The 16,815-nt window shown below is 42.1% G+C and carries 11 protein-coding genes; 7 read left to right on the top strand and 4 right to left on the bottom strand.

The window, feature by feature from the left end:
- Positions 1-11: 11 nt before the first annotated feature.
- The 3 genes from A9Y75_RS23160 to A9Y75_RS28820 form a co-directional block, all read right to left on the bottom strand.
- Positions 12-1,154 (bottom strand): FAD-dependent oxidoreductase, encoded by a 1,143-nt coding sequence (locus tag A9Y75_RS23160; protein ID WP_071191892.1) that lies wholly within the window; start codon positions 1,152-1,154, stop codon positions 12-14.
- 342 nt (positions 1,155-1,496) lie between these two features.
- Positions 1,497-1,952 (bottom strand): photosystem II protein PsbQ, encoded by a 456-nt coding sequence (gene psbQ, locus A9Y75_RS23155; protein WP_071191891.1) that lies wholly within the window; start codon positions 1,950-1,952, stop codon positions 1,497-1,499.
- Positions 1,953-2,203: 251 nt separating this feature from the next.
- Positions 2,204-2,395: a hypothetical protein gene (locus A9Y75_RS28820; protein WP_177176281.1), complete on the bottom strand. Its 192-nt coding sequence runs from the start codon at positions 2,393-2,395 to the stop codon at positions 2,204-2,206.
- Between the two features lie 22 nt (positions 2,396-2,417).
- Here A9Y75_RS28820 and A9Y75_RS23150 point away from each other — a divergent pair, with 22 nt between their 5' ends.
- Entirely contained in the window at positions 2,418-2,849 is a 432-nt protein-coding gene (locus tag A9Y75_RS23150) for a hypothetical protein (protein ID WP_071191890.1), read from the top strand.
- Between the two features lie 71 nt (positions 2,850-2,920).
- Here A9Y75_RS23150 and A9Y75_RS23145 read toward each other — a convergent pair whose 3' ends face one another.
- The gene (locus A9Y75_RS23145; protein ID WP_071191889.1) at positions 2,921-4,882 is read right to left on the bottom strand and encodes a DNA polymerase III subunit gamma/tau; all 1,962 of its coding nucleotides are present in this window, start codon (positions 4,880-4,882) and stop codon (positions 2,921-2,923) included.
- A 261-nt stretch (positions 4,883-5,143) separates the two neighbouring features.
- On the opposite strand from A9Y75_RS23145, the gene A9Y75_RS23140 reads away from it, so the two are divergent.
- The 6 genes from A9Y75_RS23140 to A9Y75_RS23115 all read left to right on the top strand — a co-directional run.
- A complete protein-coding gene (locus A9Y75_RS23140; RefSeq protein WP_071191888.1) occupies positions 5,144-5,812 on the top strand; it encodes a hypothetical protein in 669 nt (222 codons plus the stop codon).
- A 276-nt stretch (positions 5,813-6,088) separates the two neighbouring features.
- Entirely contained in the window at positions 6,089-9,664 is a 3,576-nt protein-coding gene (locus A9Y75_RS23135) for a tetratricopeptide repeat protein (RefSeq protein WP_083389720.1), read from the top strand.
- A gap of 55 nt (positions 9,665-9,719) precedes the next feature.
- On the top strand, positions 9,720-10,517 hold the full coding sequence (locus A9Y75_RS23130; protein WP_071191887.1) for a hypothetical protein: 798 nt from the start codon (positions 9,720-9,722) through the stop codon (positions 10,515-10,517).
- Between the two features lie 533 nt (positions 10,518-11,050).
- On the top strand, positions 11,051-13,921 hold the full coding sequence (locus tag A9Y75_RS23125; protein WP_071191886.1) for a choice-of-anchor L domain-containing protein: 2,871 nt from the start codon (positions 11,051-11,053) through the stop codon (positions 13,919-13,921).
- A complete protein-coding gene (locus A9Y75_RS23120) occupies positions 13,905-15,596 on the top strand; it encodes a Calx-beta domain-containing protein (protein WP_071191885.1) in 1,692 nt (563 codons plus the stop codon). Before A9Y75_RS23125 ends, A9Y75_RS23120 begins: the two co-directional genes overlap by 17 nt.
- A gap of 279 nt (positions 15,597-15,875) precedes the next feature.
- Positions 15,876-16,815, top strand: a 940-nt coding sequence (locus A9Y75_RS23115; RefSeq protein ID WP_177176280.1) for a M10 family metallopeptidase C-terminal domain-containing protein, incomplete at its 3' end; no start/stop codon positions are given.

Here is a 16,815-nt window from a genome sequence, read left to right as displayed (position 1 = left end):
ACCGGGGAGTGTCAACGAGAATCCGAAGAAGATATCATTTCTCGAATGGCCAAGGCTGTTGCCGGTGCGAGTAAAACTCCATTGCGATAATGACCAGTTGCCAAGAGGACATTACTAAAACCTGGTAATTTATCAATTACTGGTGCAGGTCTACCTTCAGGACGGGGACGTAAACCAGACCAAGTGCGGAGAATTTTAGCTGTCGCTAAATCTGGGCAAAATGCGATCGCTTGTGCTTTCACAAATTCTAGCAATTCTTTGTTTGGAGGTATCTCATCTCCTTCATTGGGGAATTCCACCGTTGCACCCACCCAATAGTCACCACTACCCATAGGCACAAGGTGGACATCATTACCAGTAATCACCGGTTGAAAATCAGCATTGCCTAAAATCCGCCCTAAACTGAGGTATAAAGCCTGCCCTAGCACTGGACGGATATTCACCTTTTGATTTAATTGTGCAGTCAGTGGCGTGGAACCCAAGCCAGCAGCAACTATAAACCAGTCAGCAGTAACTTTACCCTCGGAAGTTTCAATAGATTTAAGTTGCTCAATAACTGCCGGCAATAATTGAGATGATGGAGTTGGGCTACTTAGGACACTCACACCAAATTTAAAATTAACTCCATTACGTTGAGCCGCATCCACTAAAGCTAAAGTTAAAGCCGTGGGATTCAGTTGCCGATCTTGAGGAGAATAGACAGCACCAATAATTTTGGGGTGATTGATTTGCGGACAGAATTTTTGGAGTTGTTTATTGTCCCAAACTGCTAACTGCCAACCTTGAGATTTACGAACTTCTCGTAATTGTTCCCATTCTTTCATCACTTCTACCCCACTTTCCAAAGGGTGTTCTGCGTCTTCCGACAACAGCATGACAATTCCCTGACGGTTATAAGGGATTTTGCGACCTGTAATCGCTTCTAGTTCAGGAATCAAAGTTTCATAACGTTGAATACTAGATTGGCGCATTTGCCAAGCTTTACCCTTGATTTTGTGGCTGATTACGCCCATCAGTACACCGAGCGCCGCGCTGGTAGAACCTTGTGCTGGTGGGTTTTTATCGAAAACCGTGATATTCAAACCTTTAACTTGGCTCAGTTCATAGGCGATCGCCGCCCCAACTACACCACAACCGATAATTACTACATTCATGACTTTTGTTAAGAGTGAGGAGTGAAGAGTCAGGAGTTTCTCTCTTAACCCTATCACCCCATCACCCCAGCATTTTGTGACTGAAGACGCTAAGAAAGTCTCAAGAAGATGGAGAAGAAGAGGACGCGGTGACGCGGTGATGGGGAAGAAGAGGACGCGGTGACGCGGGGACAGGGAGACGCGGTGAGGAGGAAGAAGAGGACGCGGTGAGAAAGAGAGATTGTCTTATGACAGTCAACTCTTTCCCCGTATCCCCGTTTCTTCTTTTCCCATATCTCCCTGTCTCTTTACTCTTGATTTATCCCCGCGTCCCCGTGTCCCCGCGTCACCGCGTCTCTTTCTTTATTCCTTCGTGCTTTCTGGAATCAGTTGCAGGAACTTATCAAAATCTGCAACGGTTTCCTTGTAGTTACTCAAAGCCAGACTAGTGTTACCGACGGTAGCAGCTTGGTCAATTTTCACCAAATGAGTTAATAAATCCTTGGTGATCTGCCGTGCTTTTGGTTGGTCTTGAGGTAGTAGGTTGGGGATGACATAAGTCATATTCAGCCTAGCTTCTGTGATTGGACCGTGGATAAAATTACCGACATTGATCCATTCACCGTTTTGAATCAAGCTTTTTAGTTCTTCTGAGCGATCGCGCACTACCTGAATATCGGGAACATATTCCTGGATTTTCGCCACTTGTGTCGGTGTATAAGTGGGAGGTGCAGTTGCGACACTAGGTCCGCCACAACTGATCAGAAATGTTGCCAATAATACTAGAATCAATGAAAAAATAGAGCGTTGAGGCACCATAAATCCCAATAAATTTGCTGTTTGTTTGCCGATTTACAGTGTCATTCTAGATCGCCTGTGTTATTTATCGTTCTGTCAGCAAAGTTTTTTGCAGAAAATTCCCTAATCACACCATCAATTGTCTAATTAGCGAGTCAAAAAAAAGAGTTTTAGGTGCTTTATCAACTTTTTTAAGTATGATTACTTAATAAAATGTGAGGAAAGCTTGATTAAGAGTTGCGAAATTTCCAAGGGATTGATAAGCTGAAACACTAATGAGATAAGCCTTCTGGCGATTTTTCTGTTTTCATATCCCCCACAGGCTGACCGAAGAGGACGCGGAGAGTGGGAGACGCGGCGACGCGGAAGAAGAAGATGCTCCAGATGGGGAGACGCGGTGACGCAAAGAGATGATCCCCGTGTCCCCGTGTCCCTCTTTCTCCGCGTCCTCGTGTCTTCTTCAACCAAGATAAGGAGTGTTTTGTCGTGAACGCATCTGAACAGGCAACAAACCTTGAACTCGCCAGCAAAATTGCTACGGTAGTTAACTTGTTCAAATTGGAGTTTCCTGATGCCAAATCGGATCTTAAACCTTGGCAGAATGACCCAGAAACAAGGGAATTAGTAGATCCAGATTCCATAGACATCGGGTTTCACTTTCCGGGAATCAGCAAATCTTGGCGCAGTCGCAGTATTTTGATTCAAATCCGTTTTTATCAAGATCCTATCAATCAATCCCAGCGAGCGATCGGTATTGAAGTATCGGGATTTGACCATCGTGGTCAAGTTTGGCGACTTTCAACTATAGAACAATGGAGTTTTGTGGGTGAGTCTGTTCCTTCTCCTCCCATTGGGGAAAAGCTCAAACACATTTGTCGACAAATTTTAGAAATATTTAACCTTGATTCCGCGCCTTAAAGATTGGGGAGATGGGGAGATGGATGGGCAGCGAGGATTCATTATGTAGTTTTAATTTAAGTAAATTGGTCTTAATCATCATCATATTCTGATTCATATATCTCAATATCTACTGGAACCGCAGTATCAGATAAATCTAAAGCATCATCTGTGAGGCGGATGATTTCCCCAGAAAAAAATTGTGCCAGACTTTTAGCGGCATTTGTTACTTCATCATTATCCCAATTTGTCCCAGGTGCTTGAGTTGGTGGTGGAGGAAGGGTTTGTACCGGGGCTGTGTGAGTAGCTATCGGTTCAATTCTTGCGGGTGTTGGTGCTACTTGGGTTAGTTGTGGTACGGGTGCTGGTGCTGGTGCTGGAGGTTGAATTTGCTGATTGTGGTTGGGTGTAGGTGGTTGTTGAACGCGAGTAGAATCTTGTGGTGGAGGACTTTTTCTAGTTGAGTTAAGTGTTGAAGACGTTAATTTTTCTAGATATACCTGGATTTCTCTCTGAAAAGTTTGCTGGAAAGCAGAGGTAATTATAGGCAGATCAGATTTACCTTTCTCATACCATGCTTGTTTAATAGCAATACGAGCCTCAACACCATCAAAGTCCATAAGTTGGCTCATTTGACGCAGCATTTCCCTTCTAGAGGGTGGTTGAAGGTTAGCAAGTACTTGTTGCCAAACTTGAGTTAAGTCATACTGTGATCCGGCTACAACTTCCTGTGAGGGTTCTGTAGAAATCGTTATAGGTGGGGGTGGAGTATATACAGGTTCTGGTGGTGGTGAAGATACTGTATTAGGTGTTGAATTGTGATTTGCTGGAGGATAGGCTACTGGGGGTGGAGATACAGAATTAACCGCCACATTGTGATTTGTTTGGGCATAGGCTACTGGAGGTGGAGATACCGCAGGTGTATTCGCTCGCTGAGGTACACTTGGCGCTTGCGGCTGAATATTGGCACTTGGTAACAATCCCAGTAATGTCACTTCTAACCACAAACGGGGCTGAGTGGTGTTTTTAAGTTGGACTTCTGCTGTTCGCAGGTGTTGTTGTCCACGTAAAATTGTGCTGATGTCCAAGCTTTGAGCAAAGTTAACTAGTGCAGTCCAGGTTTGTTGAGTACAAGCAACTAAATCTTGACGCTTAGGGGCAGTTTTAGCAATTAGTAAATCCCGATAGAAAGCAGCCAAATTTTGGAGAATGGTGAGGGGTTCTCTACCTCGATCTAGGATTTGCCTGGTAGAGTCTAGCACGACTTCAGGATGATCTTGTGCGATCGCATCTAACAAACCTAACAAATCTCTTTCACTAACTGAACCTACCAAATCCCAGACTTTATCTGGTGTGACTTCTCCCGCTAACAAAGCTAGTTGATCCAGTAGACTTTCTGCATCTCTTAATCCCCCTTGGGCAATTTGTCCTACTAAGGTAAGAGAATCATGACCAATATTAATGCTTTCTATGGCGGCAATATCGGTTAAATGCTTTACCATCGCCTCTAACTGAATACGTCTAAAATCAAACCTTTGACAGCGGGAAATAATTGTTGGTAATACACGCTGTGGGTCTGTTGTCGCCAAGATAAAAACTACGTGTTTAGGTGGTTCCTCCAATGTTTTAAGTAGCGCGTTAAATGCTGCGGTACTTAACATATGACATTCATCAATCACATAAACCTTATACCGACACTGCATCGGGGCAAATTGCGCCTTTTCAATCAATTCCCGGATATTATCAACACCTGTGTTACTAGCAGCATCGATTTCAATTACATCCGTCGCATAACCTTTGGTGATGCCTTGACAAATATCACACAAGCCACATGGTTCGGGGGTGGGCTTGTCACCTTTAAGACAATTCAAAGATTTTGCTAAAATCCGGGCGCTAGAAGTTTTCCCTGTACCTCTGGGGCCAGTAAACAAATAGGCAGGGGCGATTTTCGACGAGCTAATCGCGTTGGTGAGGGTGGTAGCGATCGCCTCTTGTCCAACTAGTTCAGCAAAACTCTTTGGGCGATACTTATGGTGCAGGGGTTCGTAAGACATGGAGAGCAATTTCAATGCCTTGGTTAATTGATTTGTAGCACCCAGTAGAGTTTGGGGTTTAACTATTTTAACAACTCATGGCAATTTCTCCTTGAGAAAAATCTTTCTAAATATATTTACTGAATATATAATAAATAATGTATTTTTTGCCCTATATCTTTCAGTGTTGTCAGGGAAAACCCAGTCCTTGTTCAGTCCGTTTGGGTTTGCGTCTCGCTTTTTGGTCACCGACATCGCTAAAATTTTAATCAGCAACACTCAATGGTGCAGCAGATGTTCAGGCGGCTTATTCAGTGGCTCAAAAGATTGTTTCAGGGTTTGTTTGGGAGGAAACATAGTCCTACCCCAGTAAAAAAGGATGTGGAAAAAACTGTAGCACCACCCCTGAGTGATACGGATTTAGAATTTCTGTTCACAGAACTTTTAGCAGGCGTTCAGCAAGCCAGAGGCCAAACTTGGGCGCAAAACTGGTTACATAAAATTGAGCATCGTGTCAGTACCCAACGTTGGCTAGAATGGTTAGAGCGCTTTGGTAAGAGATTATTAGCATCACCTAAACCCAATAATGAATTAGCCGCGCGGTTAGTGTATTTAGGTGAGTTGGGTGTCGGCCAAATTGGAGACCTTGCCTATGATATTGGTATGCAATTGTTGACACGCAATCAAGGCGAACCAATTTGGGAATATGACGGGCCAGATACTATGAGCCAAATTATCTCGGACCCAATCATCTCTCCTGCACCAGCAGCAGCAGATGATGAGAATTTACCAGAGGGAGAATACCAAACTGTCACTTTGGATGAATTGTTTGTCATGTTGCAGCAGGATGAAACTCTCCGCCAGCAAATTGCCCAACAACTAGAAATCGAAACAGATGATCCAGAAGTTATTATCCAGATGTTGATCAATCAATCCCAGGTAGAGGAATGATATCTAGGGAAGGTTAAACACTGATAGTTAGGGCTAACGCGGGAACAGGGGAAACGGGGAGAGTTTTTTGATAGGTAGTTAAGCGAACATAATGTGAATTCTTTTTTCCGGGAAAATTGAGACAAACGACAGGAAAAATCGAGGATTACTGAAAATTTTTTGTATAGTTTTTTCGCTCTATTAACATGGTCTTACCTCAATTGCTCGATTTGTTAAGTAATTCATAATTTTTTTGACACAACGATGGCTACAATCTAGGAGAGAGAAAATCCAAGAATGTGGCAAATGCTCAGGTGGCTATTGCAGTGGCTTAACAGATTTTTAAAGTACCCTTTTGACAGTCGTGGGACTCATGATGCCAACGCTGCACAGGGACATAAGGTGGTAGACCCCCCACCGGAATTAACTAATGCCGATCTGGAACTTTTGTTTAATGAGTTGCTAGAAGGCGTGCATCAAGCACGAGGCCAACAATGGGCGCTGAAGTATTTACAGCGGATGGAACCTCGAATTACTGTTGAGCGTTGGCTAGATTGGCTGCTAATATTTGGTGAAAAATTATTAGCTTCACCTGCGCCAAATAGTTTGATAGCAACGCGAATGGTGCAATTGGGTGAATTGGGTATCGGCCATGTTGGCGAACTTGCTTATGACATTGGTATCCGGTTATTGAGGCGTAATTTCGTCCAAGAGTATGAGGACAATCCTGAGCCGGTCAAGGTGGAACCCACGCACTCAACAGAACCACGGGGAAATACTCCTGGTCAACAATTGCTGCGCGATTTGGGTGAAGAGTTATGGGAGCATGAGCAGGAAGAAGCTGTAAATATCACGCCAGTATCCCCCAACTTGGAACAAGTATGGACACTGTTGAGTAAGGAAAATCAAGAACCAGATTTATCTGTGGAGTTCTCTTATGAGTATTCAGAAGAGGATAACTCGGTAAATCTTGAGGATTTAGAGCAAGTTCCAATTTCTTCCTTGACAGAGAGTTGGGATCAGTCGTTGGTGAATATTGAACCGAAGGTAGCTCATACCCTCGATGAGTTGGTGGTGAGGTTGGAGCAAAGTACCAATTTAGTCCAGCAACTTGCTTCGGAATTAGCAATCCGCGATAGTCAAGCAATTATTGAGCGACCATCATTTCAACTGACTGTTACCAATCAGGCTCAAGCATGGTTTTACCAAGGTTTACAGCAAGCTAAATCTGGGGATTTGTTGGGGGCGCTGGCTTTTTATAATCAAGCTACTAAACTGGAACCGGAATCTCACGAATATTGGTTTAACCAGGGCTTGACGCTGTTTCATTTACAACGGTTTGAGGAAGCGATCGCAGCTTATGATTACGCTGTGGCCTTAAAACCTGATTTCTACCAGGCTTGGTACAATCGGGGCGGTATTTTGGGTGAGTTTGGGGACTTTGAACAAGCTATTATTTCTTTTGACAAAGCTATCGAATTTAAGTCCGATTATCAAGAAGCTTGGTCTAGTCGCGGTCTGGCTCTGCTGAAGTTAGGACTGATTTGGGAAGCAATTTCTAGTTATGACCAAGCGCTGAATCTCCAACACCAAGACCAGGAAACTTGGTATTATCGGGGGGTAGCTCTGGCTGTATGTGAGCAATATGAAGATGCGATCGCTAGTTATGACCGAGCTTTAGATATCCAACCCGATTACCAGGAAGTTTGGATTGATCGGGGTGTAGTATTGTTTAATTTGAACCGCTGGTTAGAAGCGATTGAGTCTTGGGATCAAGCTCTCTCTATTCAATCTGATTTCTACTTAGCCTGGTATAACCGAGGTATAGCGTTAGAAAACTTAGGCAGACGGGAAGAAGCGATTACTTCCTATCAACAAGCTATCAGCATCAAATCAGATTTTCACCTGGCCTGGTATAACCAAGCAGTAGCCCTATTTTATTTAAATCGATTTTCAGAAGCGATCGCTTGTTATGATCACGCTTTAGAAATCAAACTGGACTATTGGGAAGCTTGGCTGGGTCGCGGTGGAGCCGTGGGAAATTTAGTTAATGACAAATTATCGCTGATTTTACCCAGTAGTATCGCCACAGCCAATCCCGCCCTCAATCAGCGCGGTTATGAAGGCAAATTAGCTACCTATGAAGAAGGTTTAAAATATCTTCGCCCAGATACTCACCCAGAAGGTTGGGGTAGATTGCATATAGCGATGGGTAATACCCACTATGAACAAGGTAAAAAACAACCCACACCCCGCTATTTTTGGCAAAAAGCAGTATCTGAATATCAACAAGCACTTTTAACTCTCACAGCCGAAGATTTTGCAGAATTGCATCTAGATGTTTTACAATCTCTCACCAAAGTTTTTGTCGGTTTGGGACAAACAGCACCAGCCCAAGAATTGCAACAACATGGACTAGACTTATTACAACAACTACTTAATCAAACAACCCGCTCTGAGCAAAGTAAAAAACAACTAGCTCTGAAATTTGCAGGTTTGAGACAATTAGGAGTTGATTTAGCTGTCAATGTCGGTGATTTAGTCGAAGCTTGGGAAATTGCCGAAGAAAGAAAAAACACCTGTTTAAAATTACTAATTTCTGGTGGAAATGATGACATTGATCAAAGTCATGAAATTGCACAAAGTTATTCCCCCAGCTATGACGCAATTCAACAACTGCTCAATTCCACAACAGCAATAATTTATTGGCATCTTAGCCCTATTGCCTTACACACCTTCATTATTAAAAATGAAGCTCCATCACCCATCTTGCTATTATCACCTATACAAGATGTAGAAGCCATACCCGAAGCAGTAAAACGCTTAGTTAACTTTGAGAATTGGCTAGAAGATTGGCATCAGCAACACCAGGAATATCGCCAAATTCATGAGCTAGAAAATCAACAAAACCATTCCTGGCAATTGGAAATGGAACAGCGGTTGTTAGCTCTGCACAACATCCTGAATATTTCTACCATTATTCAGGAACTAGAAGGTATCACCAACCTGATTATAATTCCCCATCGTGATTTAAATAGATTGCCTATTCACGCACTTTTCCCGTTTTCGCAGCCAGATTTACAGGTGAATTACACCATTAATTATCTGCCCAGTATCCAAATAGGACTTTCTCTGAAAACAGAGTTATTATCAAATTGGCAACAACAGAAATTCCTCAGTGTTGAAAATCTAGAAAGTACCGATAATAGCGAAATAACATCAGCGAATTTTACATCAGCAATTGTCAGGCAGATGTTTGATAATTCCCAACACATCCAAGGTTCACAAGTCACAAAATATAATTTAGAAAATGCTTTAGTAGCAGATTACAACATCTTTCATTTTACTGGTCATGCTATCAACAATTTTAGTGAGGTACAAACATCAGCTTTGGTTTTAGCAGGTGAAGAGCAACTGACTTTAGAAGAAATTTGCCAGCATACTTTGACAACCTATAATCTTTTTACACTCATAAATTGTGAAATTATTAGTAAGAGCAGTCAAAATAGCAGTGAATATCTAGGGTTAGCAACTGGTTTGTTAAAGAGTGGTGTTCCCTATGTATTAAGTACAATCTGGACTGTAGAATCATCTGTTACAACTTTAGTAATAATAGAATTTTACCGCAGATTACTTCTGCACAATTCACCGATTATCGCTTTAGCTGAAGCCACAACTTGGCTGAAAGAAATAACTGTTGTAGAACTCATCACCTGGTATGAAGATTTACTGAATAATTTGCATCCAGAGGAATTAAAATTGAGGAATTATGTAGCGATGCAAATTGACAAAAATAGTAAACTATCATCTCACAAACAGCCTTACAATCATCCTTGTTATTGGGCAGCATTTATGATCACAGGATGCGATTGAATACTTACGAATTGAGTTGACAGCAATAACCAAGTCACCCTTATTCATCAACAACATGAAAAGTAAGTTAGTATTACAAAATAATCCCTTTAGTGAAATATTCCTTTCTGGGCTTCTCACTATAGGATTTACAGTTGCGGGACTAGCCATTACTTATTCAACTTTACCAAAAAATTCTGTATTTTCTTGTAACAGAATTGCTGCAAAAAAGCCTAGTTGTGATTTTAGAGAAAAGGAATTATGGCTAGGAATAAAACAAGAGGCTTATTTAGAAGAAATAAATGCAGCAATTGTAGCTACCTTATCTGGAGAAAGTAATGATGATAAATATTTGGTGAAATTAAAAACTGACTATGATAATTTTACTCTTGTTAGCTATGAATCAGAATATCAAGCTCAGAGGATAGCATCTCAAATTAATGGGTTTATTGCTAATAAAAAACAAAATAGTTTCCAAATTGAATTTTCTTCAGAACTAAAAATAGGACAACTATTACTAGGATTGTTATTTCTCACTATCGGCTTTGCGTTTTTGATCGGGATAGTTTTGATTCCCTATTACAGAAAGATGACCTTTGATAAAACTACTAATAAAATCATCATTCAGCAAAGAGGTTTGTTGAAAAATAAGGTTGCTGAACACAAACTTAGTGAAGTTATAGAGGTGATTAAGGAAGAAAAAATAGATAAAAGTGATGATAGTACAACTACATATATTTTGTTGATGTCTGGAGATAAACGTATATCTTTGTATTTATACTGTGGTAAAGATTGGAAAAATGAATTAGAAATGGTGGAAACTTTAGCCGATTTTCTAAATCTTAAAATTACATATCAGCAAATTAAGGTTTAGGTAGAGTAAAACACAAACATTATCAAGTTTTACTATCATCATTCAACATTTTAAATAATGTATTTATAAAGAGAGTTTATTTAGAGTGGTAAGTAAGTAGGTGCTAATATTTAAAGCTATATTAATGCGGTTTTGCATTTAATTGATATAAGTCTAGCAGGCAAGACGCACCACAAGATTTAACTATATTAGGGTGATAAAATTTAGCTGCGTAGTAACAGCTTAAGAAATTTAAATGTAGGGTGTGTTGTCGCGCAGCACAACGCACGGTCACGAATTCAAGGTGCGTTAGCCTACGGCATAACACACCCTACGCACAATCTTCAAGTAAAACAGTATTAGTAGGTAGACGATTTGTAGTTTGCTATTTTGGGTGAAGAATGGCAAATGTAAGTCATATTTGAGCTTTTTGAAACTTTTTGTCCACACCATAGAACAGGTATTAGAAATATTAATGTTAGGCAAAAATATACCTGTTGCTCATAAAAATTAAATAAGGCTAAAATGTGTGCAACGTATACAAACAGTATTTTATGACTACAGTAAATACAACCGATTTAACTAGCGTTACGGCCACGCAACTTGTTAGCACTTTACTCGGATCTGGTGTGACAGCAACCAATATAACTTTTACAGGTGCAAACGTTGCTGGAGGTACCTTTACTGGAGGGATAGGAGCAGGTATAGGCATAGATAGCGGTATTATTCTTAGCACTGGAAACATTGCTTTTGCCCAAGGTCCAAATAACACAGGTAGCAGAACCGGAAACAATGGTAGACCAGGTGACACTAATCTAAATTCCATAGTCAATCCTCTCACCACACAGGATGCCGCAGTATTAGAGTTTGACTTTATTCCATCGTCGAGTACTATTAGCTTCTCCTATGTATTTGCTTCTGAAGAGTATCCCGAGTTTGTAAATTCAAGCTTTAATGATGTCTTTGCCTTTTTCTTAAATGGTCAAAACATTGCCCTCATCCCTGGTACTTCAACTCCTGTTTCTATCAATACCGTCAACGCTGGTAGTTCATCCACTCCAGGAACCGGACCGAACTCGTCATTTTTCACTCCCAATTATGGAACTGCTTTTGATCTACAGTTTGATGGTTTTACAACTGTATTAAGTGCAACGGCAACAGGTCTCGTCCCTGGTGTGACTAATAGAATTAAGTTAGCGATCGCAGATACTGGTGATTCCTCTTATGACTCTGCCGTTTTTCTGCAAGCAGCCAGTTTTGGTAACGCAACTTCTGTCAGCGTAACAGCTACAGATAGCAACGCTGGAGAAGGAACAACACCTAATTTGGGTGTATTTACTATCACTCGGACAGGTAGCACCGCTAATGCTCTCAGCGTGAATTACACAATTTCGGGAACTGCATCTGCCACCGACTACAATACCATTCCTTCTACCATAGTTATTCCTGCCGGTCAGGCTTCAACCACTGTTACTATCACTCCTATTGACGATACTCTTGTCGAAGGAAATGAGACCGTCATCCTGTCTTTAATTGATACTACTAATTACGATTTGGGAACACCAAATAGTGCAACAGTGATCATTGCTGATAATGAAGTTCAGAATACTGTTGTCAATCTATCGGTTTCTCCTGCCAGCGTCTTTGAAAACGGAACAACCAACTTAGTTTACACTTTCACTCGTGAGGGGGCTACGACGAGTCCTTTAACCGTTAACTACAGTGTTGGCGGTGCAGCTACCTTCAATACTGACTATACTCAAACAGGAGCCGGCAGCTTTAACGCCACAACAGGAACGATTACTTTTGCCACAGGAGCAAGTACAGCAACCCTAACCATTGATCCTACCGCAGACACCAACATTGAAAATAATGAAACTGTTGCTTTAACCTTAGCTGCTGGAACTGGTTACAGTATCGGTACAGCCACTGCCGTCACTGGTACAATTCTCGATGATGACGCTGCCGTTGTTACTTTAACTGTCAATCCCGCAAGCGTCCTTGAAGATGGGGCAACAAATTTAGTTTACACGTTCACCAGAACTGGAAATACTGCTACGGCTTTAACTGTGAACTATGGAGTCTCTGGCACAGCTACACTCAACAATGACTATGTTCAAACTGGAGCAGCAAGTTTCACAAGCACAGCAGGAAGCATTACCTTTGCATCGGGTGCAAGTACAGCAACTCTAACCATCAACCCCACAACTGATACCACATTAGAGTCTAATGAAACCATAGCTTTAACCTTAGCTCCTAACGCAAATTATGCGATCGGCACAGCAGGAGCAGTAACAGGTACAATCGTTGATGATGACACTGCTGTTATTCCCATCATTACCGTAGCCGCTACAGATGCCAATGCAGCGGAAACAGCAACAGGTGTAACTCCTAATCCTGGAGTATTTACCCTCACCAGAACAGGAAGCACAACTAATGCTCTGACTGTTAACTACACCAACGCCGGAACAGCCAGCAACGGTACAGACTATAGCAACTTACCTGGAAGTGTGACTTTTGCCGCAGGTTCTGCAACAGCAACTGTGACAGTTAACCCCATTGATGACACCATCATTGAAGGTACAGAAACGGCTGTCCTCAACTTAGCCACGGGTACAGGATACACCCTGGGTGCTGCTACAAGTGCCACTGTGAATATTGCTGATAATGACATCCCACCTCTACCAGTAATTACCGTAGCCGCTACAGATGCTAGTGCAGCGGAAACAGCAACAGGTGTAACTCCTAATCCTGGAGTATTTACCCTCACCAGAACAGGAAGCACAACTAATGCTCTGACTGTTAACTACACCAACGCCGGAACAGCCAGCAACGGTACAGACTATAGCAACTTACCTGGAAGTGTGACTTTTGCCGCAGGTTCTGCAACAGCAACTGTGACAGTTAACCCCATTGATGACACCATCATTGAAGGTACAGAAACGGCTATCTTCAACTTAGCTACTGGTACAGGATATACCCTGGGTGCTGCTACAAGTGCCACTGTTAATATTGCCGATAATGATTTTCCCATCATTACCGTGGCTGCTACAGATGCCAATGCAGCGGAAACAGCAACAGGTGTAACTCCTAATCCTGGAGTATTTACCCTCACCAGAACAGGAAGCACAACTAATGCTCTGACTGTTAACTACACCAACGCCGGAACAGCCAGCAACGGTACAGACTATAGCAACTTACCTGGAAGTGTGACTTTTGCCGCAGGTTCTGCAACAGCAACTGTGACAGTTAACCCCATTGATGACACCATCATTGAAGGTACAGAAACGGCTGTCCTCAACTTAGCCACGGGTACAGGATACACCCTGGGTGCTGCTACAAGTGCCACTGTGAATATTGCTGATAATGACATCCCACCTCTACCAGTAATTACCGTAGCCGCTACAGATGCTAGTTCTCGATGATGACGCTGCCGTTGTTACTTTAACTGTCAATCCCGCAAGCGTCCTTGAAGATGGGGCAACAAATTTAGTTTACACGTTCACCAGAACTGGAAATACTGCTACGGCTTTAACTGTGAACTATGGAGTCTCTGGCACAGCTACACTCAACAATGACTATGTTCAAACTGGAGCAGCAAGTTTCACAAGCACAGCAGGAAGCATTACCTTTGCATCGGGTGCAAGTACAGCAACTCTAACCATCAACCCCACAACTGATACCACATTAGAGTCTAATGAAACCATAGCTTTAACCTTAGCTCCTAACGCAAATTATGCGATCGGCACAGCAGGAGCAGTAACAGGTACAATCGTTGATGATGACACTGCTGTTATTCCCATCATTACCGTAGCCGCTACAGATGCCAATGCAGCGGAAACAGCAACAGGTGTAACTCCTAATCCTGGAGTATTTACCCTCACCAGAACAGGAAGCACAACTAATGCTCTGACTGTTAACTACACCAACGCCGGAACAGCCAGCAACGGTACAGACTATAGCAACTTACCTGGAAGTGTGACTTTTGCCGCAGGTTCTGCAACAGCAACTGTGACAGTTAACCCCATTGATGACACCATCACGGAAGTCACAGAAACGGCTATCTTCAACTTAGCCGCTGGTACAGGATACACCCTTGGCACGGCTACGAGTGCCACTGTTAATATTGCCGATAATGATTTTCCATTAGTCACTATTAACCTTAGTGACAACCAAACGATAGTTGAAGGCCGTACTAGTTCTCAAAACGTTTCCTATACAGTTACTCTTTCCGACACTAGCAACCAAACTATTACTGTTCAATATGCCACTAGTAACGGTACAGCTATAGCAGGGCAAGACTATACCGGCAAAACAGGAACTTTGACCTTTAACCCTGGTGTTACCAGCCGAGTCATCAATATCCCCATTGTCAATAATTTCATCAATGAAGCGAATGAAACCTTTACTCTTAGCCTGACATCTCCCACCAATGCCAGTCTTGGTACAAAAACCAGCGCCACGACGACTATAACCGATACCCTCGTTGCCTCTGTCACCACCACCCTACCAATCTACGTTGAAAACCTTTCTCTCTCAGGAACAACGTCTATAAACGGTACAGGTAATGCCGGAAATAATGTCCTGATTGGTAATCAAGCCAATAACATTTTATTTACTGGATCAGGTGCTGATACCTTGAAAGGAAAGGCAGGTGCTGATACTCTCACCGGTGGAGCGGGCGCTGATATTTTTGAATTTGGTGGTCAAGCTTTAGCTATAAATCCAGGAACAGGGTTTTTGGAGGAAACAGGAGCAACTTTAGGGTTTACAGGGCCAAAAAATACTTACGTTGGTAAGGATAGAATTACCGACTTTGCCTCTGGAGTAGATAAGATTACGCTGGACATTAGCACCTTTACAGCTGTAGGTCCGGCAGGTTCAGATTTATCATTGGTTGCTAATGGTTTTACCTTAGTTAACCAAGCTACTAATTCTGGTATTGATGCTAAAAATGCTTACTTTGTTTACAATCAAGGAACTGGAGACTTGCTCTACGATGTAAACTTGTCGGTTTTTGGTAATGGTGGAGGCGGAATCTTCGCTAATTTGGGAATCGGTACCACATTAGCCGCGACAGATATATTACTCATTGCTTAATAGCCGTGTTTGACTGATAGTTAAGCATCTTGCAAAAGTACAGCACTTCCCGATGTTATGAGGTACAAGAACCCCACCCCCAACCCACTAAGAGCAAGCGATGAGCGGGCTAAGATGTACCTTATAACAAAGGAATCCGCTGTATTTAAGCTTTTGGGAATTTTCTGCCTAAGTAGGTAGGATAAATATCGGAAATATGACGATTATAAACAGATATACTAGTTGCTGGTAAAAATAAAACTGGGCTAAGATGTGCAGAACACATACAAGCTCTATTTTATGAATACTTTACCCACTAGCATCCTTGCATTGACATATCAACACCTCAGCGCCTTTGCTGGCTTAGACAATTTCTGGAATCTATTCGACACTACATTTGGCACACAATACAACCGCAGTGTAGCTGAAATTCTGCGTTTACAGTGGCAAGTTGGTGATTTTAGTCAAATTCCGCAAATAGAAATTCTTGATAGCAGCATTCTGGGAACTGCTAATGGCGCTTATGCCACTAGCACAAATAAGATTTATCTATCAGATACCTTTTTGGCAACCGCTACACCAACAGCTATTAGTGCGCTTTTATTAGAGGAAATTGGGCATTTTGTAGATGCTCAAATTAACCTGACGGATAGTGCTGGAGACGAAGGAGCGATTTTTGCTGAGTTAGTAAAAGGTAATAGTCTAGATGATGCCACCTTACAGGCTTTGCAAGCAGAAGATGATTCAGCAACAATTACCGTAAATGGGCAAGTTATTCAGGTAGAACAGCAGAATTTTACGGGAACTAGCGGGAATGACACGATTACAGGAACTTCTGGGGATGATGTCATTCAAGGCTTAGGCGGTAATGATACACTTTCAGGACAAGGTGGAAATGATCAATTATTCGGGGGAACAGGTTCTGATACCCTCACAGGTGGAACAGGACTAGATACATTTGTTTTTGAATATTTCAGTGGTAATTTTTTGCCCCAAGACCTGGATGTAGTCACTGATTTTGTCCAAGGACAAGACAAAATTGACCTCAGAACTGTTGGTATTGCTGACTATCAAACACTCTTAACTCTCATGAGTGATGATTCTCTCAGTAATGCCGTCATTGCTGCCCGCTATGACAACTCTTCTAATTCCATTGGTTATAGATTGAGAATCAATGGCTTGAGTAGCAGTCAACTAGCAGCCACAGATTTTATTTTCAGCACATCTGTTGTTAATGACA

The organism is Trichormus sp. NMC-1 (genome assembly GCF_001858025.1).
Taxonomy (GTDB): domain Bacteria; phylum Cyanobacteriota; class Cyanobacteriia; order Cyanobacteriales; family Nostocaceae; genus Anabaena.
This window is presented reverse-complemented; position numbering and strand designations above follow the sequence as displayed.

Bases quoted from the DNA above. Each gene is read 5' to 3' on its own strand.
- A9Y75_RS23160 (WP_071191892.1), bottom strand. From the start codon at position 1,154: ATGAATGTAGTAATTATCGGTTGTGGTGTAGTTGGGGCGGCGATCGCC.
- psbQ (WP_071191891.1), bottom strand. From the start codon at position 1,952: ATGGTGCCTCAACGCTCTATTTTTTCATTGATTCTAGTATTATTGGCA.
- A9Y75_RS23145 (WP_071191889.1), bottom strand. From the start codon at position 4,882: ATGTCTTACGAACCCCTGCACCATAAGTATCGCCCAAAGAGTTTTGCT.
- A9Y75_RS23140 (WP_071191888.1), top strand. From the start codon at position 5,144: ATGGTGCAGCAGATGTTCAGGCGGCTTATTCAGTGGCTCAAAAGATTG.
- A9Y75_RS23135 (WP_083389720.1), top strand. From the start codon at position 6,089: ATGTGGCAAATGCTCAGGTGGCTATTGCAGTGGCTTAACAGATTTTTA.
- A9Y75_RS23130 (WP_071191887.1), top strand. From the start codon at position 9,720: ATGAAAAGTAAGTTAGTATTACAAAATAATCCCTTTAGTGAAATATTC.
- A9Y75_RS23125 (WP_071191886.1), top strand. From the start codon at position 11,051: ATGACTACAGTAAATACAACCGATTTAACTAGCGTTACGGCCACGCAA.
- A9Y75_RS23120 (WP_071191885.1), top strand. From the start codon at position 13,905: ATGCTAGTTCTCGATGATGACGCTGCCGTTGTTACTTTAACTGTCAAT.